This is a genomic window from Lysobacter zhanggongensis (assembly GCF_046638635.1).
Classification (GTDB): domain Bacteria; phylum Pseudomonadota; class Gammaproteobacteria; order Xanthomonadales; family Xanthomonadaceae; genus Novilysobacter; species Novilysobacter luteus.
The window spans coordinates 1-23,611 of record NZ_JBJXHK010000015.1 but is presented as its reverse complement, the minus strand read 5'-3'; the positions used below and the strand labels follow the sequence as shown (position 1 = coordinate 23,611).

The window sequence follows — 23,611 nt, the reverse complement described above, 5'->3', positions numbered from 1 at the left end:
AAACGGGGGTACGGGGTTGATACGACATCTGTTCTGGATGCTGGCCTTGCTGGCAGCGGGGTGGGCGCGCGCGGGCGAAGTGGAATTCCGCCGCGGCGAGTTCGGTTTCTCGGTTGCGCCGGTTCCGGCGTTCGTCGAGCCACGTGAGATCCCGGCGCAGTGGGATCCCGCCGCGCCGGGCGCGGCCGACGGGCGTTGGCGCTACTGGCTGTATGACATGCAGGTCGACCGCCGAATGGACCGCAGCGAGCGCCATGTCGACTTCGTTTACGAACCCATCTCGCCGTCGATGCTCGGCGATGCCGGTCGCGTCCAGGTCGGATTCAACCCCGGGTACCAGCAGTTGCGGATACACCGGGTCGAGGTGCGTCGGGATGGCGCCTGGCTGGACCGGCTCCAGCCGGACAAGATTTCCCTTGCCCGACGGGAGAGCGATTTCGAGCGCAACCTCGCCGACGGTGAAGTTTCCGCGCTCATCGTGCTCGAGGACGTTCGCGTCAACGACCTGGTCCGCGTGAGCTACACCGTCTCCGGCAGCAACCCGATTCTCGCGGGCCAGATGTCGGACTGGAGCCACATGGGCTGGGGCAGCCCGGTGCTGGATGTGCACCTGCGGGTACTGGGCGACCCGGGGACGGACTTCGCCATCCATCGCGAGAACGGCGCGCCGGCCGCGCAGATCATCCGCACGGCGGACGCCACCCAGGCGGCGTTCCACGTCCACGGCGCCGCCCCGGTGCTGGATGACGGCGGTTATCCCGCCTGGTACCAGCCATATCCTCTCGTGCAGGTCGCAAGGGCGCAGGGCTGGGCCGACGTCGTGGCCTGGGCCACCCCCCTGTATCCAACGGTCGACACCCTGCCGGCGGAGCTGGACGCGCGTCTGGTTGAATGGTCCCGCCTTGACGATCCGTTCGACCGGATACGCGCTGCCCTGCGGACGGTACAGGACGAGATCCGGTACTTCGGTGCCGAAATGGGCGAGAACACGCACCGCCCACACCCGCCGGCCGAGACCTGGGATCGGCGCTACGGTGACTGCAAGGACAAGGTCTACCTGCTGGTGACCATCCTCGAACGGCTGGGCGTGGAAGCAGCGCCGGCACTGGTTTCCACCGAGCGCGGACGGGCGCTGCTGGAGTTCGTGCCTTCTGCGTCGGCGTTCAACCACGTCATCGTGCGCGCCCGCGTCGGCGACACTGTGATGTGGCTGGATCCGACCATCAGCGGTCAGGGCGGCGACCCGCGCGACAGCGACATGGTGGCATACGGCGTGGCGCTCCCGGTGGTGGCGGGCGTCAAGGCGCTGGAGAGGATCACACCCGCACGCGCATTCGACTCCGGGGTCAGCGTGACCGAGCACTACAGCGTTACCGACGATGGAAGCGTGGTATTCGAGGTTGGCACTGTCTACCGGGGCCCTTCGGCCGACGAAGCGCGCGGAAGGCTGGTCGATGCGCGGGTCAATGAGATATCGCAGCGTTTCGCCAACTACTACCAGCGCCGCCTGGGCGAGCTTTCAATCCTGGAACCCGTGGCGGTCGAGGACGACCGCAAGGGCAACATCGTCACGGTGACCGAGCGCTACCGCCTCGATTCGCCGTTCGACAGCGAGGGCCCGCAGCAGCAGGCGCTGGACGTGTTCGGGCAGGCGCTCGACGTCGCGATGCAACTCCCCAACGGGCTGGGCCGTGTCGCCCCGGTGTCGTTCTCGCGGCCGGCGCGGTTCGAGCACCGCATCCGGTTGGATGCCCCGGACGGATGGTCGCCAACGTTCCGGAGCGATTCGGTCGCCCACGCGTCCGCAACGTTCGACTACCGGCGGGACATTCGTGTCGACGGGCAACGCGTGGAGGTCGACTACGTGCTGGATACCCACGTCGAGGATGTCGCCGGCGAGCAACTCCCGGCACACCTGCGCGACCTGGCGCGCGCGCGTGACAGCCTGTCCGCCCGGCTGCGCTTCCGCGTGCCGGGGTCGTCGGGAGCGGAGGAAAGAAGCGCGCGGCTGAAAGCGCTGTTGCGCGACGTCATGACGAACGGAGACTCGAAATGAACCACCCCAGGATTGCCTCGCTCGCGATGGCCTGTCTGCTGGCACCCGCAATACCGGCAATACCGGCGATCGCTGCCGTTCCGGGCGGTACAACCACCCTGCCAACGGACGAACAGTTGATTGCCGACCCGGCCGCCAGCTGGGAGGCGTTCCTGCAGCATGGGGATGCCAACGCCTACGGCGCCTACGCCGTCCTGTCGTCGGTCGGATACCACGCGGACGGCGTGGACGCTGCGGCTTGCGCAGTGCATGCGAGCGAACTCGACGCGGCCGTGCGAATGGCCCCGGTCAGCATCGCGGTGCGCCGGGCCGCGATGCTGTGCGCGGAAGCGACCGGACGCGATGACACCGCCGAGGTGGAGATGGCCGTCCTGGCGGCTCTGTCCCGGCACGCGTGGTCGCAGGTGTCTGTCCTGAACGCCGCACGCCCGATCCGGGTACTGGCGGCGAGCGATGCGTACGCGTGGCTGCATGCCAGTGGGCTGGAGTTCCGCTACGACTATTACGGGTCGCATCGTCCCGAGAGGTACCTGCCGATGACCGTGGCGGCGTGGGATCCCGAGTTGGGCAAGGAAAGGCGTTTCTCCTTCGATTTCGTCGACACCGGGTACCGGCTTGATCGGGACAGCGAGTTCTCCGGTTACCCGATCCAGCGCGCCGCGATCGCCGAAGCCTTCATCCAAGGCCAGGCGCAGGGCGGCGAGGCCATCGCGGCCGACATCCGTGCGATCGGGGAGGCCCGTCTGGCCAGTTCGCCCGAGGCCAAGCGTGACCTGCTGCGGACGGCTTCCAGCGAGGGCGGGATCCTCTCCGGAGCCGCGTGGCTGGTGACGTGCGAGATCCACGTCCTGGAGGGCTGCGGCGAGGGGTTCGTCGATGCCTGGTTGCCATACGCAGAGCAGAAGCACGTGCTTCCAATGGTGATGCTCTCGTATGCGTATGCGCACGGCATCGGCACCAGCCCCGATCCGGACATGGCCGATGCACTGCTCGATGCGGCCGTCGAGCTGTCCTACCAGGGTTTCGCATCGGTTGAGTACGCGCAGCTGTGGCGGACCGCGAACGAAGGGACGATCCCGGCACCGCTGGTCGACAGGTTGCTTGCTGCCGAACGCGACGGAGAACCCAACGCGCGGTCGCTGCTCGTGTTCGAGCAGTTGAAGCGAGCGGCGGATGACCAGAGCCATGTGGTTCCGGCGGACAGTATTGCCCACCTGTCAAAACCGCGACCGGACACGACCGGGCTCGAGTACTCGTTGCTTGCCGACTACTACCAGGATCGCGGCGAGGCGGACCTGAGCCTGGAGTGGAGGAGAAAGGGCGCGGCGGCGGGATATCCCGAAGATCAGTTCCTGCTCGCGGTCGAACTGATGGAGAATGACAAGACCGACGCAGGACGGGCACGCGTGCGTGAGCTGATGGTGCTCTCCGCCCATGGCGGCAATGCGGGCGCGCAACGCTACCTGGCCCATGAGAGCTCGCGTCAGGGGCGTTGGTCGGAGGTTGAGGGTTGGCTGCTGGATGCGGCGCAGAACGGCGACCCCGCCGCAATCTTCGACCTGGCTGGCGTGTACGAGTGGGGCTATCCCGGTGTGGTCGGGACGGTGGAGCGCTCGGTGGCTGCCTATACCGCCATTGCCGATAATGACGAGGGTGAGCAGGGTGCCGAAGCACGCCGTCGCCTGGCCGCGATGGCGGCTGCCGGACGGGGCATGCCCAAGGATCCGGTAAAGGCCCGCGCATGGCTGCTTGCCGACGCCGAGCGGGGAGACCACGAGTCGCAGTCGTTGCTGGGTTCGTTGATTTTGCAGGGTGAGCTCGGTGACGTCGACACGGCCGAAGGTATCCGCTGGATGGAGCGGGCCATCGCGGCTGACACCCCATCGGCGTACGTGGACTACGGTGCCTGGCTGTACTACGTCGACAAGGCGCCGGGCTCGCGCATGAAGGGCGTCCGGACGTGGGAGGACGCGCACGCCAAAGGCATCACGCTGGCGTCGAACAACCTTGCGTGGGCGCGCTGCACCTCGCCGGACCCGGAGGTTCTCGATGCACGACGTGGTCTGGAAGTCGCGATGGCGATGGGCGATCCGCTGGAGCTCGGGCCGGCGGAAGTCGACACGGTGGCGGCGTGCCACGCGGCTGCCGGCGAGTTCGAGCGTGCGCGTGAACTGCAGTCCCTGGCGATCGAGCAGGTCGCAGTCCAGTTGCCAGCCGACGGCAATGCGGACGTCGACGACGTCGCAGCCTCCCTGGAAGGCTTCAGGCAGCGCCTGGCGCTCTACGAGGGGAGCCAGGGGTATGTTGAGCACGAACGGTTCTAGCCGGCGAGGCCGCCGTGTTGTACGCGGCGGCGCAATCTACCGCGTCGCCGCGCGCCAGTCGCCGGCCAGCACTCCGTAGATCGCGCTGTCGGTTACCTCACCGGCAACGCACCAGCGCTCGCGCAGCAGGCCTTCGCGGATGAAGCCCATCCGCTCGGCGAGCCGACACGACGCCGCGTTGCGCGGGTCGATGTCGGCTTCCACCCGGCGCAGCCCAAGTCCGTCAAACGCGTGGCCCAGCACGGCGTGCACGGCCTCCTGTGCGAGCCCCTGGCCCCACCGGTCCGGATGCAGCGCATAGCCGATCTCCGCGCGCCCCTGGCCGCGGTCGATCGACGCCAGCGTGGCGGTTCCGATGAGGGCGTCAGCGCCGCGCAAGGTGATGGCCCAGCACAGCATGCGTCCGGGATCACGCCCCTGCAGCGCCGAAACGAAGTAGCCCTGCGCCTGGCTGGCATCGGTCCAGGCCGGGAAGCTCCAGTAGCGCATCGCCCGAGGGTTGGAGTGCAGCGCGTAAAGGCCTTCGAAATCGGATTCGACGAAGCCGCGAAGGCACAACCGGGCCGTTTGCAGCCGCGGCGGCTGTGCGGTCGAGTGGGGCGCGGACTCCTGCATTCGTATGCAATCCGTAGGGCGCAATGGCTGTGCTAGCTTCGCTGAAACCCGCGAACTCCGCCATGCCGATGACCCTGCGACGCACCAAGATCCTCGCCACCCTCGGCCCGGCCACCGACGCGCCTGGCGTGCTCGACGCGCTCCTGCGTGCCGGGGTCGACGTGGTCCGCCTGAACTTCTCGCACGGCGACCCGGCCTCGCAGATCGCGCGGGCCGAGGCGGTACGCGAGGCCGGCCACCGCGTCGGGCGCGAGGTCGGCATCCTTGCCGACCTGCCGGGGCCGAAGATCCGGGTCGAGCGCTTCGCCGATGGCAAGGTCCAGCTCAAGGCAGGCGAGCGCTTCGACCTGGTCGCCTCCGCATCGGCCGGACCGGGGTCGGCCAGCGAGGTCGGCGTGAGCTACCTCGGTCTGCCAGGTGACGTCGCGCCCGGCGACGTGCTGCTGCTCGACGACGGCATGGTCCAGTTGCAGGTCGAGTCGGTCGAGGGCGAGCGCATCTCGACCCGGGTGCTCAACGACGGCGAGCTGTCGGACCGCAAGGGCCTCAACAAGCAGGGCGGTGGCCTGTCGCTGGGCGCGCTGACCGAACGCGACCGCGAGCTGATCAAGGTGGCCGCCGAACTGGGCGCCGACTTCATCGCCGTGTCGTTCTGCCGTACTGCCGCCGACATGGACGAGACACGGCGGATAGCCCGCGAGGCCGGCAGCGACGCCGCGCTGGTCTCGAAGATCGAGCGTGCCGAGGCGATCGAGAACCTGGTCGAGATCGTCGAGGCCAGCGACGTGGTGATGGTCGCCCGTGGCGACCTCGGGGTGGAAATCGGCGATGCCGAGCTGCCGGGCCTGCAGAAGAAAATCATCCGCGAGTCGCTCGCCCGCGGTCGGGTGGTGATCACCGCGACCCAGATGCTGCAGTCGATGGTCGAGAGCCCGATCCCCACGCGTGCCGAGGTACTCGACGTGGCCAACGCCGTGATCGACGGCACCGATGCGGTCATGCTGTCGGCCGAGTCCGCGGCCGGGCGCTACCCGGTCCGCGCGGTCGAGGCCATGGCGCGCATCTGCCTGGGCGCCGAGCGCCAGTTCGACCACGACACCGACTTCGAGAAGGCGCCCCGCAACCTGCAGCGCGCCGACCAGGCGATCGCGATGGCCGCGATGTTCCTGTCCGAGCACATCGGGGTGCGCGCGATCGTCGCGATGACCGAGTCCGGCGGTACCGCGCGCTTCCTGTCGCGCTTCCGCTCGCCGGCGCCGGTGTTCGGGCTGTCGCGGCACGAAGGGGCGCGCCGGCAGATGGCGCTGATGCGCAGCGTCGTCCCGGTAGCCTTCGACAGCCGCGGCCTCGCCACCCGTGATGCGGTGCGCAACGCGATCCGGCAGTTGTTCGACGCCGACCGGCTGGCTGCGGGCGAGCGGGTGATCTTTACCAGCGGCGACCACATGGAACAGCACGGCGCCACCAATGTGCTGCGCCTGTTGCAGGTCGGCCGCCAGGGCGAGGCCGAGGGACTGGGCGAGCTGTAGCGGGCAGGATTGACGAGTTCCCGGATTTGTCAATGGGGTACTCGCGGGGTTAGGTTTGTCCCGACGGCAGTCCTCCCCTGCCGAGGAGAAACTCGCATGGAAGTCTCCCGCACGATCGCTCTATCGGCCATTGCCCTGTGTCTCGGGATCGGAACCGCATACGCAGGCGAAGACGTACGCGTCGCCAGTGAGGACGAGATCGCAACGCAGTGGATCCAGCTCACCTCCAATGCCCCGCTCGGCTACCCCACCGAGTTCGCCGATCGCGGCGACAACGTGTGCCTGGCGATGGGCTACGCCATCAACGACGACGGCACGACGTCCGATTTCAGCCTGCTCGGCAGCTGGAACAGCGCCACCGGCGACGTCGAGCCGGTACCCGGTTACTGGGGTGCGTTCGCGCAGGCTGGTGCGAACGCGCTCAGCCACTGGCAGTTCGAGCCCAGGCCCGGCGTCGATGTGGCCGGCACCACCTATACGGTGGCGACGCTCGGGTTCCAGGGCGGCGACCCGCTCGCGCCCGAAGCGCTGCGCGAGCACTGCCAGGTCGATATCCACGCGCTGGTCGCGGCCAGCTGGGGCGACCAGCAGCGCAGCCGTCGCGTCGCCGAGCGCGAGCGTGACCGAATCATCGGCGCGTCGCCGATCCACAGTCCGCGCGTCGATATCCGCTACGAGCCGGCTCCGCAGGTGGCGATCGACACGGGCAGCAGCCCTCGCCGCTGACCGCGGCCCGGCGGGCGGGACGGAGACCCGGGGGCTATACTCCCGGGTTTCCCACCGCTCCCTGCAGGACGTCCACGAATGAGCATCGAACAGCTTGCCGAAACCGCCCAGGCCATGGTCGCCCCGGGCAAGGGCATCATCGCGATCGACGAGTCCAACGCCACCATCAAGAAGCGTTTCGACGGCGTCGGCATCGAGTGCACGGAGGAGAACCGCCGCGCCTACCGGGAGATGCTGCTGACCACCCCGCGGCTGGGTGAGCACATTTCCGGCGCGATCCTGTTCGATGAGACCCTGCGCCAGTCGACCCGTGACGGCGTGCCGTTCACCAAGGTCATGACCGACAACGGCATCATCCCGGGCATCAAGGTCGACAAGGGCACCCATGCCCTGGCCGGCTTCCCGGGCGAGGTGGTGACCGAAGGCCTCGACGGCCTGCGCGCGCGGCTGGAGGAGTACTACAAGCTGGGTGCCCGCTTCGCCAAGTGGCGCGCGGTGATCAACATCGGGGAGACGATCCCCTCGGGCAGCTGCATCGACGCGAACGCCCACGCGCTGGCCCGCTATGCGGCGCTCTGCCAGGAGCAGGGCCTGGTGCCGATGGTCGAGCCGGAAGTGATCATGGACGGCGGCCACGACATCGACGAGTGCTACCAGGTCACCGAGGTCACCCTGCGCTCGCTGTTCGCCTCGCTGTACGAGCAGAACGTGATGCTCGAGGGCACCATCCTGAAGGCCTCGATGGTCCTGCCGGGCACCACCAGCGGCGAGAAGGCCAGCGTCGAGGAAGTCGCCGCGGCGACCTTGCAGTGCCTCAAGTCGACCGTGCCGGCCACCCTCCCGGGGATCGTGTTCCTGTCCGGCGGCCAGTCCGACCAGGACGCCACCGCGCACCTTGACGCGATGAACCGCATGGGCCCGAACCCGTGGCCGCTGAGCTTCTCCTACGGTCGCGCGATGCAGTCGGCGGCGCTGAAGCTGTGGTCGCAGGACCTGGTCGGCAACGTCGGAAAGGCGCAGGAAACCGTGTTCGCCCGCGCGCGCGACAACGGCCTGGCGGCACTGGGGCAGTGGAAGGCGTAAGCCTCCTCCGACCCGCTTCAGAATGAGAAAACGCCGGCTTCGCGCCGGCGTTTTTTTTTGGCATGGTAAGCGCACACCGGTGGCCTGTTCCCGTAGGAGCGACGTGAGTCGCGACCCGTCGAAGGCTCGGAACCGTGTACATGTCGCGACTCACGTCGCTCCTACGGGTGACGGGCGTTCCGCGGGTGGTCGTGGGGATTGCGCAGGCGGGCAGACGCCAAGGGCAGCCTGGCAGACGCCTAGGGCAGCCCGGCCAGCCACTCGTCGTCGGAACCCTCGTTCACGCCTTCCAGCAGGAAGGTGCTGAGGTAGCGCTCACCGGTATCGGGCAACATGGCCAGGATCACCGCGCCGGCATCGGCGTCCCTGGCCACCTCGAGCGCGGCGGCAACGGTCGCGCCGGCGGAAATGCCGACGAAGATGCCTTCCTCGGTAGCCAGGCGCCGCGCCGTATCGCGGGCCAGCACGTCGTCGACCGGCAGCACCGCGTCGGCGGTGTCGCGGTTGAGCACCTCGGGCACGAAGTCGGGGGTCCAGCCCTGGATCTTGTGGGGCTGCCACTCCTTGCCGGCGAGCAGTGAGGCACCCGCAGGCTCGCAGGCGGTGATCCTGACGTCCGGACGCGCGAGCTTGAGCATTTCACCGACCCCGGTGAGGGTGCCGCCGGTCCCCCAGCCGCTGACGAAATGGTCGAGCCGCCGGCCGGCGAAGTCCTGCAGGATCTCGGCGCCGGTGGTGTTGCGGTGGTAGGCCGGGTTGGCCGGGTTCTGGAACTGCCGGGCCAGGAACCAGCCGTGCCGGGCGGCCAGTTCCTCGGCCTTGCGGACCATGCCGGTGCCGCGCTCGGCGGCGGCGGTCAGGATGACCCTGGCGCCGTAGGCCCGCATCAGCTTGCGGCGCTCGATCGAGAAGGTCTCGGTCATCACCGCGACGAACCGGTAGCCGCGGGCCGCGCAGACCATGGCCAGCGCCACGCCGGTGTTGCCGCTGGTCGCCTCGACGACGGTGTCGCCGGGCTTGAGCGCGCCGCGGGCCTCGGCGTCGAGGATGATCGCCAGCGCCAGCCGGTCCTTGACCGAGCCGCCCGGGTTGAACGACTCGACCTTCGCGTAGAGCGTGACGTGATCGGGAGCGAGCCGGTGCAGGCGCACCACGGGGGTGCGGCCGATGGTGTCGACGATGCTGTCGTAAAGCATGGGAGCGTCCTTGGGGGAGGTCGGCCCAGCCTGCCACAGCGCCCGCCCGTCGGCGTGCCGGTTGGCGCAACGCCGGCATTCCATTGGTGAAACTTTGCCGGATCGGGTTTGCCGCTTCTGCTGTCAACCTCCGGCCCACGCCCCCGTTATCCATCGACGACTAGACTCACCGGTCCCCGACGTGATCCCACCCGCATGCAACTGAAAACCCGACTCGGCGCGGCCTGCGCCCTCGCGATGACGCTCGCCCTGGCCGGTTGCAGCGACCCTGCGCCCGAACGCGGCGCCGCCGCTGCCGAGACGGTCACCACCGATGTGGTCCGGATGCAGGCGTGGAACGACACGCTGCGCGCGCTGGGGACGGTCCAGGCACGCGAGTCGGTGACGGTCACCGCCAAGGTCAGCGAGACGGTGGAGAAGGTGCACTTCGCCAGTGGCGACGTGGTCGCGGCCGGGGCGCCGCTGGTTACCCTCAGCGGCCGACAGCAGCACGCCGCCCTGGCCGAGGCACAGGCCACCGCCAACGAGGCCGACCGGCTGTACCGCCGCCAGGCCGATCTTGCCGAGCAGCAACTCATCGCCCGCGCGACGCTGGACACCCAGCGCGCCACCCGGGATGCCGCCAACGCGCGGGTCGCGCAGATCCGTGCCCAGCTCGGCGACCGCGTGATCCGCGCACCGTTCGCCGGCGTGCTCGGCCTGCGCCAGGTCAGCCCCGGCACGCTGGTGACCCCCGGCACCGCGATCGCGACCCTCGACGACCTCGCGCGCGTGCACGTCGACTTCCCGGTGCCGGAGACTGCCCTGGCGCAGGTCGCCGCGGGCCGCCCGCTCACCGCGACCAGTGCGGCCTACCCGGGACGCGAGTTCACCGGCACCGTCGCGACGGTCGCCTCCAGGATCGACCCGGCCACCCGCGCGGTCACCGTACGCGGCGACTTCCCCAACCCGGACGGCCTGTTGCGCCCGGGCATGCTGATGCAGGTCACCCTGATCCGGCCCGAGCGCGAGGCGCTGCTGGTGCCGGAGATCGCGGTGGTGCAGGTCGGCAACAGCTCGTTCGTCTACCGGGTCACGGCCGACGAGACCGTCGAGCGCGTCAACGTGGAAATTGGCGCCCGGCGCGATGGCCTGGCCGAGGTCCTGTCCGGCCTCGCCAGCGGTGAGCGGATCGTGGTCGATGGCACCGGCAAGCTGCGCCCGGGCATGAAGATCGAAAGCGCGCCTGCGGGCGCCGCACCCGATGCCGAGGCGAGTGACGGTGCGGCCGACGACCCGGCACCCGAAGCCCCCGCCAAAGCGCCGGGCGAACCGTCCGAAGCCGCCGCGGATCCGGCGGGCTGAGCATGGGCATTTCCGAGCTCTCGATCCGCCGCCCGGTGTTCGCCACCGTGGTGAGCCTGCTGCTGATGGTGCTGGGCGTGATGGCATTCTCGCGGCTGACCCTGCGCGAGCTGCCCGCGATCGACCCACCGATCGTGTCGGTCGACGTCAATTACCCCGGCGCGTCCGCCGCCGTGGTGGAAACCCGCGTGACCCAGGTGCTGGAGAGCGCGTTGTCGGGCATCGAGGGCATCGAGACGATCCAGTCGCGCAGCGTCAACGGGCGCTCGGCCGTGACCCTGGAGTTCACCCTCGAACGTGACATCGAGGCCGCCGCCAACGATGTACGTGACGCTATCAGCGGTGTCGCCGACCGCCTGCCCGACGAGGCCGACGCGCCCGAGGTGGAGAAGGCCGACAGCGATTCCGACACCGTGGTGTGGCTCAACATGAGCTCGGCCACGATGGACACGCTGCAACTGTCCGACTACGCCGAGCGCTACATCGTCGATCGCCTGTCCAGCCTCGATGGCGTCGCGCAGGTGCGCATCGGCGGCCGCCAGCGGTACGCAATGCGGATCTGGCTCGACAGCGCGGCAATGGCCGCGCGCGGCATCACTCCGGGCGACATCGAATCGGCCCTGCGCGCGGAGAACGTGGAGTTGCCGGCCGGGCGCATCGAGTCGGCCGACCGCGACTTCACCCTGCGCGTGGCGCGCCAGTACCAGGAGCCGGCGCAGTTCGCCCAGATCCCGGTGACCGAAGGCGCCGACGGCTACGTGGTGCGCATCGGCGACATCGCCCGGGTCGAGCTGGCCTCGGCCGAGCGCCGCGCGTACTACCGCAGCAACGGCGAGACCAACGTCGGCCTGGGCATCGTCAAGACGTCCACCGCCAACGCGCTGGACGTGGTGAAGGCCGCGCGCGCGCAGGCCGAGGAGATCCAGAAGACCCTGCCGGAAGGCACCAACATCTTCGTCGCCTACGACGACACCGTCTTCATCGACGCCTCGATCAAGCGCGTGTACTGGACGCTGGCCGAGGCGATGGCGCTGGTGCTGATCGTGATCTGGGCGTTCCTGGGCAGCTTCCGCGCCGCGCTGATCCCGGCAGTGACGGTGCCGGTGTGCCTGGTCGCGGCGTTCATCCCGCTGTACCTGTTTGGCTACTCGATCAACCTGCTGACGCTGCTCGCGCTGGTGCTGGCGATTGGCCTGGTGGTGGACGACGCGATCGTGGTGCTGGAGAACATCCAGCGCCGCGCCGACCTCGGCGAGCCGCGGCTGGTGGCGGCATCGCGCGGGACCAAGCAGGTCGCGTTTGCGGTCATCGCCACTACCACCGTGCTGGTGGCGGTGTTCCTGCCCGTGGGCTTCATGGAAGGCAACACCGGCCGACTGTTCCGCGAGCTGTCGGTCGCCCTGGCCGGTGCGGTGGCGCTGTCGGCCTTCGTCGCGCTGACCCTGACGCCGATGATGTCGTCCAAGCTGGTCCGCCCGCACAACGAAGAAACGTCCAACCGCTTCAATCTGTGGATCAACCGCCGCTTGGAGGCGCTGTCCGGCGGCTACCGGCGCTGGCTGCAACGCAACGTCGGCAAGCGCTGGCTGCTGGCGGCGGTGATGCTGGGCGCGCTCGCGCTGAGCTACGGCCTGATCCGCTTCGTCCCGTCCGAGCTGGCCCCGGCCGAAGACCGCGGGTCCTTCTTCGTCTCGGTGACCGGGCCGGAAGGGGCGGGCTTCGACTACACGGTCGGGCAGATGCGCCAGGTCGAACAGATCTTTGACGACAACACCGGCGAGGGCACCGCGATCCGCCGCTACAACACCCGCGTGCCCGGCGGCTGGGGCGCCAGCGAGGAAATGCACACCGGCAACGTGATCGTCTTCCTGCAGGACTGGGACCAGCGCGAGCGCAGTACCGCCGAGGTGGCCGAGGAGCTGCGTCGCGAGCTGTCCACGCTGCCGGGCGTCCGTGCGCAGCCGCGCGTGGGTGGCGGCCTGGTCGGTGGCCGCGGGCAGCCGATCCAGATCGTGCTCGGCGGCCCGGAGTACGCCGAGATCGCCGGCTGGCGCGACATCATGATGGAGCGCATGGAAGCCAACCCCGGCTTTTTCTCGGTCGACTCCGACTACAAGGAGACCCGCCCGCAGATGCGGGTGGAGATCGACCGCCAGCGCGCCGCCGACCTCGGCGTCAGCGTGTCGAGCATCGGCCAGGCGCTGGAGACCATGATGGGCAGCCGCCGGGTGACCACGTTCGTGCAGGACGGCGAGGAGTACGACGTGATCGTGCAGGCCGAGCGCGGCGACCGCGCCGACCCCGCCGACCTCGCGGCGATCCGTGTCCGCGCCGGCAGCGGTGAGCTGGTGCCGCTGTCCAACCTGGTCACCCTGACCGAGCTGGCCGAGGCGGGCAGCCTCAACCGCTTCAACCGGCTGCGCGCGATCACCATCACCGCGGGCCTGACGCCGGGTTACAGCATGGGCGTGGCGTTGGAGTTCCTCGAGACCACCGCCCGCGAGCAGTTGCCCGAGTACGCCCAGCTTGACTGGAAGGGCGAGTCTCGCGAGTTCCAGAAGGCCGGTGGCGCGGTGCTGCTCACCTTCACCCTGGCGCTGCTGGTGGTGTTCCTGGTGCTGGCGGCGCAGTTCGAGAGCTTCGTGCACCCGTTCATCATCATGCTGACGGTGCCGCTGGCGGTGTTCGGCGCACTGGTGGGGCTGGCGGCAACGGGCGGCACGCTCAACCTGTTCAGCCAGATCGGCATCGTCATGCTGGTCGGGCTGGCCGCCAAGAACGGCATCCTGATCGTCGAGTTCGCCAACCAGCTGCGCGACGAGGGCCGCGACATCCACCGGGCGATCGTCGAGTCGGCAGGCGTGCGCTTGCGGCCGATCCTGATGACCTCGGTCGCGACCGCGTTCGGCGCCCTGCCGCTGGTGCTCGCCGGTGGCCCGGGCTCGGCCAGTCGCGGGACCATCGGCGTGGTGGTGATTTCCGGTGTCGCGTTCTCGACCCTGCTGTCGCTGTTCGTGGTCCCGGCGTTCTACGTGCTGCTGGCGCGGTTCACCCGCTCCCCGCATGCGGTGGGCAACGAGCTGGACCGGCTCGAGGCCGAAACCCCCGAAGTGGGCGGCCACGCGTAAGGCGGTGGCGGCGGGCTGCGGTCCGCCGCCAAATCCGGTTAAGGTGCGGAGCTTGTCCGCCCCAAGGATCACCGCCACGTGGAAGACCTGATCAACTCCCTCAACGGCATCATCTGGAGCCGCGCGCTGATCGTGCTGTGCCTCGGCGCCGGCCTGTACTTCTCGATCCGCACGCGCTTCATGCAGGTGCGCGGCGTGCCGGAAATGATCCGGCTCATGCTCACCAACAAGTCCTCCGCGGCGGGCGTGTCCTCGTTCCAGGCATTGGCGATGTCGCTGTCGGGACGGGTGGGCATCGGCAACATCGCCGGCGTCGCCACCGCGATCGCGTTCGGCGGCCCCGGCGCGGTGTTCTGGATGTGGGTGATGGCCTTCCTTGGCGCCTCCACCGCCTACGTCGAGTCGACCCTGGCGCAGATCTACAAGGAAAAGGACGACCAGGGGCGCTTCCGCGGCGGCCCGGCGTATTACATCGAGAAGGCGATGGGCCAGCGCTGGTATGCGTGGATCTTCGCCGCGGTGACCATCATCGCCACCGGCTTCCTGCTGCCGGGCGTGCAGGCCAACGGCATCGCCGAGGGCATGACCAACGCGTTCGGGCTGCCGCCGGCGGTCACCGCGGCGGTAGTGGTGGTCGCGCTGGGCTTCATCATCTTCGGCGGCGTCAAGCGGATCGCGAAGTTCGCCGAGCTGGTGGTGCCCTTCATGGCACTGGCCTACATGCTGGTCGCGCTGGTGATCCTGTTCCTCAACATCGAGCGCGTGCCGGCGATGTTCACGCTGGTGTTCGAGAGCGCGTTCGGCATGCACGCCGGCTTCGGCGCGATGTTGGGCCTGGCGGTGGAGTGGGGCGTCAAGCGCGGCATCTATTCCAACGAGGCGGGGCAGGGCACCGGCCCGCACGCCGCGGCCGCGGCGGAAGTCGAACATCCTGCGCAGCAGGGCTACGTGCAGGCGTTCTCGGTCTATGTCGACACGCTGCTGGTATGCAGCGCGACCGCCTTCATGATCCTCTCCACCGGCATGTACAACGTGGTCGGCGCGGGCGGCGGGATGCTGGTGGAGGCGCTGCCCGGGATCGCCGCGGGGCCAGGGTTCGCCCAGAGCGCAGTCGAGTCGGTGCTTCCAGGGTACGGCGCCGGCTTCGTGGCGCTGGCGCTGCTGTTCTTCGCCTTCACCACCATCGTCGCCTACTACTACATGGCCGAGACCAACGTCACCTACATCAACCGCAAGGTGCACCGGCCGTGGCTGGTGTTCGTGCTGCGCATCGCGTTGCTGGCGGCGGTGACGTTCGGTGCGGTGCGCAGTGCCGGGATGGCCTGGACCCTGGGCGACATCGGTGTCGGCCTGATGGCATGGCTCAACCTCGTCGCGATCCTGATCCTGCAGAAGCCGGCCCTGAAGGCGCTTCGGGACTACGAGGCGCAGAAGAAGGCGGGAACCACCGCATTCACCTTCGATCCGGAGGCGCTCGGCATCCGCAATGCGAAGTTCTGGGAGCGCAAGCAGGATGGCCTGGAGCCGGTGCTGCCGGACCCCACTCGCGCCCCCGACCCGACCGATGGTCGCTGAGCCGATGAGGCTGAAGCCCCATGGCGGCTGACCCCTACGGCCGCTTCCGCGGTACGCGGCGCCCGCCGGCGGGCGAGGAGACGCCGCGCGAGCTGCGCCTGTACGGGCTCAACGCGGTGCGGGCGGCTTTTGCGCGACGCCCCGAGGCGCTGCGCAAGCTGTACCTGGCCGAAGCGCGGATTCCGGCATTGCAGCCGCTGCTGAAGTGGTGCGTCGCGAACCGGGTCGGCTACCGCGTGGTCGGCGAGGACGACCTGCGCAAGCTGGCCGCCAGTGCGCACCACGAAGGGGTCGTCGCCGACCTGCAGCGCGAACCGCCGGTCGCCCTCGATGCCTGGCTGGCCGCCCTGCCGGCCGGCCCGCAGTGCGCGATCTGGCTGGATGGCGTTGGCAATCCGCACAACCTTGGCGCCATCCTGCGCTCAGCCGCGCACTTCGGGGTGGCCGCGATCCTGCTCCCGCAGGCGTCGAACCTTGCGCTGTCAGGTGCCGCGGCGCGGGTTGCCGAGGGCGGTGCGGAAGCGGTGCCGATGGTGCGGCTGGGCGATGACGCAACGTCGCTGGCCCAGTTGGGTGAGGCCGGCTTCGCGACCGTTGCGACGGTGGTCGAGGGTGGCGACAGCGTGTTTGCGATGCCGCCGCCGGATCGTCTCGTGTACGTGCTTGGCGCCGAAGGCGAGGGCATGGACCGCGGCCTGGCCGCGCGGTGCGACCGGCAGGTGTCGATTCCCGGGACCGGCGCCGTGGAAAGCCTCAACGTGGCTGCGGCGACGGCGGTGTTGCTGGCAGCCTGGTGGAGCCGGGCCGGCTAGCCACCGCGAGACAAAGCGGGAATCAGGCGGCGGGCGCCGAATCCATCGGCAACCGTGCACACACGCAGGTGCCACCACGCGCACCGGGCCGCACCTCCAGCGTGCCGCCGAGTTGTTCGGCACGCTCACGCATGGTCACCAGGCCGAGCCCGTGGCTGCGGCGCGGATCGAAACCGGTGCCATCGTCCTCCACCAGCAGCTCCAGCACGTCATCGCCCGCCGCGCCGTCGATGGCCGGGCGTCGCCCGTCGATCGGCGTGTCATCCATCGCCAGGGTGACTTCGACGCGGGTCGCCCCGGCGTGGCGCAGCACGTTGGTCAGCGCTTCCTGGGCGATCCGGAAACACGCCAGTTCGACCTCGGGCGCCGGCCGCCGGGGCAGCGGCTGCAGCGACAGCACGAGCTCCGACGCCTTGCCGCGGAACAGCGCGCCGGACTGCCAGCGCAACGCGGCCTCCAGCCCGAGGGCGTCGAGCTGCGGCGGCCGCAGCAGCAGCGACAGGTTGCGCAGCTTCATGACCGTCTGGTCGGCGATCTGCGAGATCTCGGCGACGGTCGCGGCACGACGATCGTCGTCCTCGTCATCCACTGCCTGGGCGCACAGCTTGATCGCGGTGATGGCCTGGCCGATGTCGTCGTGCAGCTCGCGCGACAGCGCGCTCCGCTCGTCTTCCTGCAGCGTGATGATGCGGCGGGTGAGTGCCTGCAGTTCGGCGCGCTGGCGCCGTACGGTGCCTTCGTTGCCCCGCACGGTCCGTCGACACAGCAGTTCGTAACAGATCGCCGCGCCCACCAGCGCCGAGCCCATGGCGACCAGGACCATCAACAGCAACGACGAGGCGATTGGCATGGGGCCAGTGTGCCCCGGCTAAAACCGGGAAAGCAAAAGCGCATGATCGGCCCCCGGAAACGCAGCTCCCCGCCACGGGGCGGGGAGCTATTGGAATCTTCGACCCGGTGCAATCAGAACAGTTCGACGCTGCCCGCATCCATCGACTGCTGCATCACCGGCTTGTGCGGCGGGCGCTCCCACTCGCCACGCATCTGGCCGATGCGCTGGACCAGCCGCTTCAGCGCCGCCTGCACCTCGTCGTCGTGGTGGTCGCGGTGCAGCAGCTCGTGCAGGGTCGTCGCTTCGGTGTTGATCGCGCTCAGGCGCTCCAGGTGCAGGTTGGCCGCGCCGAGTGCCTGGGTGGCGATGTCCTCGAACTGCAGCGAGCGGACCGCCTCGGCGACCGAACCGTCGATCGCGCGGCCGCAATCGGCGATTTCGCGCATGCCATTGCCCAGCCCGCGGTTGATGCCGTCGACGCGCTCCAGCATGGCCGCCGCCTCCTGGCGCGCACCGCGCGAGCGGTCGAGGTCGCGCGAGGCCATCGTGGTGACGGTGTCGCGCACCTTGGCGATCGCGTCCTTGGAGCTGTGGGCGAGCTTGCGGATCTGCTCGTTGAAGGCGGTCGAACGCTCCGACAGGTTGCGTACCTCGTCGGCGACCACCGCGAACCCGCGGCCGGCCTCGCCCGCGCGCGCGGCCTCGATTGCCGCGTTGAGGGCCAGCAGGTTGGTCTGGTCGGCGATCGACTTGACGTCCTCCAGCAGCGCGAAGATGCCGTCCAGGTGCTCGGCCATCGCGTCGATGTGGGTGACGGTGGTGCCGCTCTGGCCGGCGACGGCTTCGAGTGCCTCGACCAGTTGTTCCATCTTCTGGCTGGCCTGCAACGCGAACTGCTGGATGTCCACGCCGGCGCCGTTGTCGCTGCCAGTGCGGTCGATGATCCGGGCGACCACCTCGCCCTGTTCGCGCGACTTGCGGTTGACCGCGTCGAAACTGCTGCCGAGCTTGGCGACCGCCTCGCGGATCAGTTCGCGGGTGCGCTCGATCTCGGTGCGCGAACCGTTGACCTCGGAACCGACGAAGGTGCGCAACTCCTCGAGCAGCCGGCTCTGTTCGCGCATCGCGGCCGTGGCCTGGCCAGGACGGAGAGTGAACCAGGCGAAGCCAAGCCAAGCGGCGGTCATCGCCACCAGCGCGCCGAGGCGCACGGCGGCGGGCCAGCCGATCAGTTCGGCACACAGCAGGACGGCGGTGAGCACCAATGGTGCTGCCAGTCGGATCATTGCGCGGGAGTCCATCAGAGCTCTCTCGGGGTGGTCTCTCCCGGTATCGGCGGAGGTGGCGGTTGCTTGAGTCGCCAAGCGACCATTTCGCGACCGGTGTCGCGTCTATCGAACCACCGATTCGCGCGCCGGGACTTCCAGCAATGCCTCGGCGACCTGCTCGAGCGGCACCTGCCGTTGCGCCGCGCCCAATGCCACCGCGGCGCCGGGCATGCCCCAGATCACGCTACTTGCGCGGTCCTGCGCCAGGGTCGCTGCGCCGGCCTCGCGCAGCGCGAGCAGTCCGCGCGCGCCGTCATCGCCCATGCCGGTCAGCAGTGCGGCCGACGCGTTGGCGCCGGCATGGCGGGCCACCGATTCGAACAGTACGTCGACGCTGGGCCGGTGGCCGCGCACCGCGTCGTCGTCACCCAGCTCGCAATACCAGCGCGCACCGCTGCGGCGTACCCGCAGGTGGCGGCCGCCGGGGGCGACGTAGGCATGGCCGGCCAGCAGTTGTTCGCCATCGCTGGCTTCGCGCACCGTCATCCGGCTGTGGCGGTCCAGGCGCTGCGCGAACGGACCGCTGAAGGCGGCGGGGATGTGTTGTGCGATCACCGTCGCCGGCGCATCGGCGGGCATGCCGGCCAGTACCAGCCGGATCGCTTCGGTGCCGCCGGTGGAAGCGCCGATCGCGAACAGGCGGTCGGTGGTGCGGTAGCCGATCGGCCCCGGCCGTGGCGCCGGCGTATGGCCGGGGACCAGCCGGTTGACCTGAGCGCCGGCGGCGTCGCGCACCTTGGCGCACAGCAGCTCGGCGTGCCCGGCCAGGCCGCGGGCGACGTCGATGCGGGGCTTGGCCACGAAGTCGACCGCGCCCAACGCCAGTGCATCCAGGGTGACCTGGGCGCCACGTTCGGTCAGCGACGACACCATGACCACCGGCATCGGCCGCAGGCGCATGAGGTTCTGCAGGAACGTGAGCCCGTCCATGCGCGGCATCTCGACATCGAGTGTCAGCACGTCGGGCGCCAACTGCTTGATCTTCTGGCGTGCGATGAAGGGGTCCGCTGCGCTGCCGACCACCTCGATCCGGGGGTCGGACGACAGCAGCCCGGTCATCAGCTTGCGCACCAGCGCGGAGTCGTCGATGACGAGCACCCGCACCGGCCGGGAATGCCGTACTTCCATGGCCACCACCACCGGTCAGAACAGCTCGACGCTGCCGGCGACCGGCGCGCGCTGCAGGCTGCCCAGGTAGGCGCGCTCGGCCCGTGCGATCTCGTCGTCGCGCGTCGCCGGCAGGCGCTTGACCAGGGTGCGGCCGGTCTGGGCGAAGAAACAGACCTTGCGCGGGTGGATGTCACCCAGGTCCTGCGCCATCACCGGGATGCGTTCGGCCGCGAGGTACTCCAGCACGAAGCGTGCGTTGCGCGTCCCGATCGGGTCGACGTGGAAGCCGCTCAGCACGTTGCCGCCGCCGAACACCTTGGCCAGCAAGTGCTGGCGTCGCGCACCGCGCTTGAGCAGGTCGTTGATCAGCAACTCCATCGCGTGCGCGCCGTAACGCGCGCACACGCTCTTGCCGTCCTCGCCGGGCAGCATGAAGTGGTTCATTCCTCCGACCTTCACCACCGGGTCGTACAGGCAGGCGGCCACGCACGATCCGAGAAGGGTGACCAGCGCGACCGCGTCACCCGTCGCGACGTAGTCGGCCGGAAGCAGCTTGATCGCCTCGGTCTGCAGGGTGCGGTCGTAGTAGCGGGCGCCGGCGGCCTCGACGACAGGGGCGACCGCGTTCACGCGCGTGTCCCGCTGCGCGGCGCGGCGCGGTACACCGTGCGGCCGCAGGGTACGACGATGTCCTGCGCGTGGGCGAAGCTCTCGGAGTGGCCGGCGAACAGCAGTCCGCCCGGCGCCAGCAGCGGCGCCATCCGCGCCAGCACCGCGTACTGGGTCGGCTTGTCGAAGTAGATCATGACGTTGCGGCAGAACACCGCCTGGAAACCCCCGCGCAGGCGGTAGTCGGCGTCCAGCAGGTTGAGCGGGCGGAAGGTCACCAGCGAGCGCAGCGCCGGCTTGACCCGGCACATGCCGGCGTTGGGCCCACTGCCGCGCTGGAAGAACGCGCGCTGGCGCTGCTCGGATACCGCTGCGATGCGCTCCAGCGGGTACACCCCGGCCGCGGCGGTGCGCACCACGTTGGTGTCGATGTCGGTGGCGAGGATCCGCACCGGCGGCGTGGGCGTGTCGTACGCCTCGCATGCGGCGATCGCAATCGAGTACGGCTCCTCGCCGGTCGACGCGGCTGCGCACCATAGGGTGACCGGCCCGGCCGGCGCCGCGCGCAGGTGGCGGACCAGCTCGTCGAAGTGATGCGCCTCGCGGAAGAACGAGGTGAGGTTGGTCGTCAGCGCGTTGGTGAACGCCTCCCACTCGGGGCCGTCATCGCCCTCCAGCGCGTCGAGGTAATCGCAGAAGCGTTCCAGCCCGAGCGCGCGCACGCGCCGCGCCAGGCGGCTGTAGACCATGTCGCGCTTGTGCGCGCTCAGGTGGATGCCGGCGCGGGCGTGGATCAGCCGCGACACCCGCTGGAAGTCGCGGTCATCGAAATCGAAGTCGCGGACGCCGGCGTCGTCGACCTGGCGTGCGCGGGCCACGGCGGCGGCGTCACTCACGGCCCGCTCCCGTCGGCTTCGCCGCATCGCTGGCGACGCGGGCCTCGAGCCAGTCGCCGAAGGCATCGGCCGCAAGCGCTGGCGCGTACAGGAAGCCCTGCGCGCCATGGCAACCCAGGCCGCGCAGCAGGTCGGCCTGGGCGTGGTTCTCCACGCCCTCGGCGGTCACCTGCAACTCCAGGTTGGAGGAGATCAGCAGGATCGACTTGATGATGGCCGCGTCGCTGAGGTTGGCCAGCATGTCGCGCACGAACGAGCGGTCGATCTTCACCCGGTCCACCGGCAGCCGCTGCAGCAGCGACAGCGAGGCATAGCCGGTTCCGAAGTCGTCGAACGACAGCCGTACGCCGCGCTTGCGCAGGCCGGCCAGTGACTGCGCCGCCGCGTCGCCGGGGTTGAGCGCGATGATCTCGGTGATCTCCAGTTCCAGCCGCTCGGCCGGCAGGCCACTGTCTTCCAGCGCCTGGTCGACCTCGCGCTGCAGCTGGCCGTTGTTCACCTGCACCGGGAACAGGTTGATGCTGATGGCGAGCTGTTCGCCGTCGATCCGGGGCCAGCGGGTGGCGTCGTGGCAGGCCTGGCGGATGATCCAGCGGCCGACGTCCGCCGCAACCGGGCTGGCCGCCAGCGCGTCGATGAAGTCGACCGGCAGCAGCAGGCCACGCTCGGGGTGGCGCCACCGCAACAGCGCCTCGGCGCCGAAGGTGCGGCCGGTGTCGAGGTCGATCTGAGGCTGGTAGTGCACCTCGAACTCGCCCTGCGCGTGCGCGCGGCGCAGCTCCAGGTCGAGCATCCGGCGATTGTTGATCTCCTGCCGCATGCCGGCATCGAACCAGCAACAGCGGCGGCCGCCAGCGGCCTTGGCTTTGTAGAGCGCAAGGTCTGCGCGGGCGATCAGTTCGCTTGGGCCACAGGCCTCGTCCGCCTGCGCGATCGCGATACCAATGCTCGCGTCCAGGTGCACGGCATGGCCGTCGAACTCGCCGGGTTCGGAGATCTGCAGCAGCACGCCGGCCAGCCGTGTGTCGAGCTCGGCGGCGTCGGCGCCTGGGCAGAGCACGGCGAATTCGTCGCCACCGAAGCGCGCCAGCAGGGCGCCTTCGGGCAACGCCGCCTGCAGGCGCTCGGCCGTGGCCTGCAGTACCGCGTCACCGGTGCCGTGGCCGAGGGTGTCGTTGACCGCCTTGAAGTTGTCCAGCCCGACCAGCGCCAGGCCGACATCGCTGCCGGCCGATAGTTCCGCGGCAAGCATGTCGAGCAGTGCCGTGCGGTTGGGCAGGCCGGTCAACGGATCGTATAGCGCCACCCGCAGCAGCTGGTCGCGCTGGCGCAGGTGCTCGGTGATGTCGCGCAGCACCAGCGCCACGCCCTCGCCACGGGTGAGCTGCCACGCACAACGCGCCGCTTCCACCGTATGCAGCTGGCCACTGGTCTGGATGTGCAGGTTCATGCGCTCGACCGTGTCCTGCGCGCGGCCGTGCAGCCAGGCGTGCGCGAGGTCGGGGTCGGCCTGCAGGTGCGGCGGGAACAGCATCTCAACCGGCATGCCGCGCATGCCGCGCGCGCGGCCACCGAACAGCGTTTCGGCCGCGTGGTTGACGAACACCACGCCGCCGCTGGCGTCGATCACCACCACCGCACTGAAATCGGCCTGCATGATCTGCGCGGCAATGCGGTTGCGGCGCTGCAGCTGGTGGCGCTCCAGCAGTCGCGCCGCCAGCCGTGCGAGCTGGCCCAGCAGCGGTTCACTGGCCGGCGGCAGGCGGTCGCGCGCGACGGTATCGGCGACCGCGAGCACGCCCAGTCCGTGACCGTCCGCGCCGTTGACCGGCAGCGTCAGCACGAAGCGGATACCGACCGGTCCGGTCACGAGCAGGTCCTGCCGGTGCAGCGGGTCGGCGTGGGTGTCATTGACCACCCGCACCGACGGTCCGGCTTCGCGCAACAACAGGCTGGCGTCGGCGTCGGCGGCGTCGATGCCACGTCTGGCGACCAGTCGCGCTTCCGCCCCCAGCCCGATCGCCAGCGTCGCGATCGGGGCGTCGAACAGCGAGGCCGCCAGCGACAGCAGGTCGACGAACTCCTCGCCGCCGAGCCCGGGGTCGTGTGGCAGGTCGTCGCCGATCCGGCTCCATGGCGCGCCCGCGTGTTCGGCAAATCTCTTTCCGGGCGTCAGCGGTTGCGCCATGTGGGATCCTTGGGCGGTTACCCGGGGGCGCGCGCCGATGCCTGGCGCGCGACCTTGCCGGTCACCTGTATATCGGCGGCGATGGGCCGGGCTTGAGGGCGGCGGTCCCGGCGGGCCTGCCAACAAAAAGGGCGCGCCGTCGAAGGCGCGCCCCGTGGTTTGCATCGGCCCGGATCAGAACTCCTGCCAGTGCTGGTCCTGCCCATTGGCCGCGGTCTTGCTGCGCGAGGCGCGGGTGGCGGCCGGTGCGGCCGGCCGCG

The 23,611-nt window shown here is 69.7% G+C and carries 17 protein-coding genes; 9 read left to right on the top strand and 8 right to left on the bottom strand.

Going from position 1 to position 23,611, the window contains the following annotated elements; translation table 11 throughout:
* Nucleotides 1-37 precede the first annotated feature (37 nt).
* Together ACKVMH_RS04430 and ACKVMH_RS04425 are read left to right on the top strand one after the other, a co-directional pair.
* Entirely contained in the window at nucleotides 38-2,056 is a 2,019-nt protein-coding gene (locus tag ACKVMH_RS04430; RefSeq protein ID WP_412699393.1) for a DUF3857 domain-containing transglutaminase family protein, read from the top strand.
* Nucleotides 2,057-2,172: 116 nt separating this feature from the next.
* A complete protein-coding gene (locus ACKVMH_RS04425) occupies nucleotides 2,173-4,380 on the top strand; it encodes a tetratricopeptide repeat protein (RefSeq protein ID WP_412699392.1) in 2,208 nt (735 codons plus the stop codon).
* A 36-nt stretch (nucleotides 4,381-4,416) separates the two neighbouring features.
* On the opposite strand, the gene ACKVMH_RS04420 is transcribed toward ACKVMH_RS04425, so the two are convergent.
* Nucleotides 4,417-4,995, bottom strand: coding sequence for a GNAT family N-acetyltransferase (locus ACKVMH_RS04420; protein ID WP_412699391.1), 579 nt, complete (start codon nucleotides 4,993-4,995; stop codon nucleotides 4,417-4,419).
* Between the two features lie 62 nt (nucleotides 4,996-5,057).
* On the opposite strand from ACKVMH_RS04420, the gene pyk reads away from it, so the two are divergent.
* The 3 genes from pyk to ACKVMH_RS04405 all read left to right on the top strand — a co-directional run bounded on the left by pyk (nucleotide 5,058) and on the right by ACKVMH_RS04405 (nucleotide 8,333).
* Complete coding sequence (gene pyk / locus ACKVMH_RS04415) at nucleotides 5,058-6,524, top strand: pyruvate kinase (protein ID WP_412699390.1); 1,467 nt, start codon at nucleotides 5,058-5,060, stop codon at nucleotides 6,522-6,524.
* Between the two features lie 96 nt (nucleotides 6,525-6,620).
* Entirely contained in the window at nucleotides 6,621-7,250 is a 630-nt protein-coding gene (locus ACKVMH_RS04410) for a hypothetical protein (RefSeq protein ID WP_412699389.1), read from the top strand.
* A 78-nt stretch (nucleotides 7,251-7,328) separates the two neighbouring features.
* Nucleotides 7,329-8,333, top strand: coding sequence for a class I fructose-bisphosphate aldolase (locus ACKVMH_RS04405; protein ID WP_412699388.1), 1,005 nt, complete (start codon nucleotides 7,329-7,331; stop codon nucleotides 8,331-8,333).
* Between the two features lie 239 nt (nucleotides 8,334-8,572).
* On the opposite strand, the gene cysK is transcribed toward ACKVMH_RS04405, so the two are convergent.
* Nucleotides 8,573-9,529, bottom strand: a complete 957-nt coding sequence (gene cysK, locus ACKVMH_RS04400) for a cysteine synthase A (RefSeq protein WP_412699387.1) — start codon at nucleotides 9,527-9,529, stop codon at nucleotides 8,573-8,575.
* Between the two features lie 195 nt (nucleotides 9,530-9,724).
* Here cysK and ACKVMH_RS04395 point away from each other — a divergent pair, with 195 nt between their 5' ends.
* From ACKVMH_RS04395 to ACKVMH_RS04380, 4 genes are all read left to right on the top strand, one after another.
* A complete protein-coding gene (locus ACKVMH_RS04395) occupies nucleotides 9,725-10,873 on the top strand; it encodes an efflux RND transporter periplasmic adaptor subunit (RefSeq protein ID WP_412699386.1) in 1,149 nt (382 codons plus the stop codon).
* A 2-nt stretch (nucleotides 10,874-10,875) separates the two neighbouring features.
* On the top strand, nucleotides 10,876-14,001 hold the full coding sequence (locus ACKVMH_RS04390; RefSeq protein ID WP_412699385.1) for an efflux RND transporter permease subunit: 3,126 nt from the start codon (nucleotides 10,876-10,878) through the stop codon (nucleotides 13,999-14,001).
* Nucleotides 14,002-14,079: 78 nt separating this feature from the next.
* Nucleotides 14,080-15,576, top strand: coding sequence for an alanine/glycine:cation symporter family protein (locus ACKVMH_RS04385; RefSeq protein ID WP_412699384.1), 1,497 nt, complete (start codon nucleotides 14,080-14,082; stop codon nucleotides 15,574-15,576).
* Between the two features lie 20 nt (nucleotides 15,577-15,596).
* Nucleotides 15,597-16,388 (top strand): TrmH family RNA methyltransferase, encoded by a 792-nt coding sequence (locus ACKVMH_RS04380; protein WP_412699383.1) that lies wholly within the window; start codon nucleotides 15,597-15,599, stop codon nucleotides 16,386-16,388.
* 22 nt (nucleotides 16,389-16,410) lie between these two features.
* On the opposite strand, the gene ACKVMH_RS04375 is transcribed toward ACKVMH_RS04380, so the two are convergent.
* The 6 genes from ACKVMH_RS04375 to ACKVMH_RS04350 form a co-directional block, all read right to left on the bottom strand.
* Nucleotides 16,411-17,238, bottom strand: coding sequence for a sensor histidine kinase (locus ACKVMH_RS04375; protein ID WP_412699382.1), 828 nt, complete (start codon nucleotides 17,236-17,238; stop codon nucleotides 16,411-16,413).
* Nucleotides 17,239-17,351: 113 nt separating this feature from the next.
* Nucleotides 17,352-18,521, bottom strand: coding sequence for a methyl-accepting chemotaxis protein (locus ACKVMH_RS04370; protein WP_412699381.1), 1,170 nt, complete (start codon nucleotides 18,519-18,521; stop codon nucleotides 17,352-17,354).
* Between the two features lie 90 nt (nucleotides 18,522-18,611).
* A complete protein-coding gene (locus tag ACKVMH_RS04365) occupies nucleotides 18,612-19,676 on the bottom strand; it encodes a protein-glutamate methylesterase/protein-glutamine glutaminase (RefSeq protein ID WP_412699380.1) in 1,065 nt (354 codons plus the stop codon).
* A gap of 15 nt (nucleotides 19,677-19,691) precedes the next feature.
* Entirely contained in the window at nucleotides 19,692-20,288 is a 597-nt protein-coding gene (gene cheD, locus ACKVMH_RS04360) for a chemoreceptor glutamine deamidase CheD (RefSeq protein ID WP_412699379.1), read from the bottom strand.
* Nucleotides 20,285-21,145, bottom strand: coding sequence for a CheR family methyltransferase (locus ACKVMH_RS04355; RefSeq protein ID WP_412699405.1), 861 nt, complete (start codon nucleotides 21,143-21,145; stop codon nucleotides 20,285-20,287). Before ACKVMH_RS04355 ends, cheD begins: the two co-directional genes overlap by 4 nt.
* A gap of 10 nt (nucleotides 21,146-21,155) precedes the next feature.
* A complete protein-coding gene (locus ACKVMH_RS04350; protein WP_412699378.1) occupies nucleotides 21,156-23,351 on the bottom strand; it encodes a putative bifunctional diguanylate cyclase/phosphodiesterase in 2,196 nt (731 codons plus the stop codon).
* Nucleotides 23,352-23,611 lie beyond the last annotated feature (260 nt).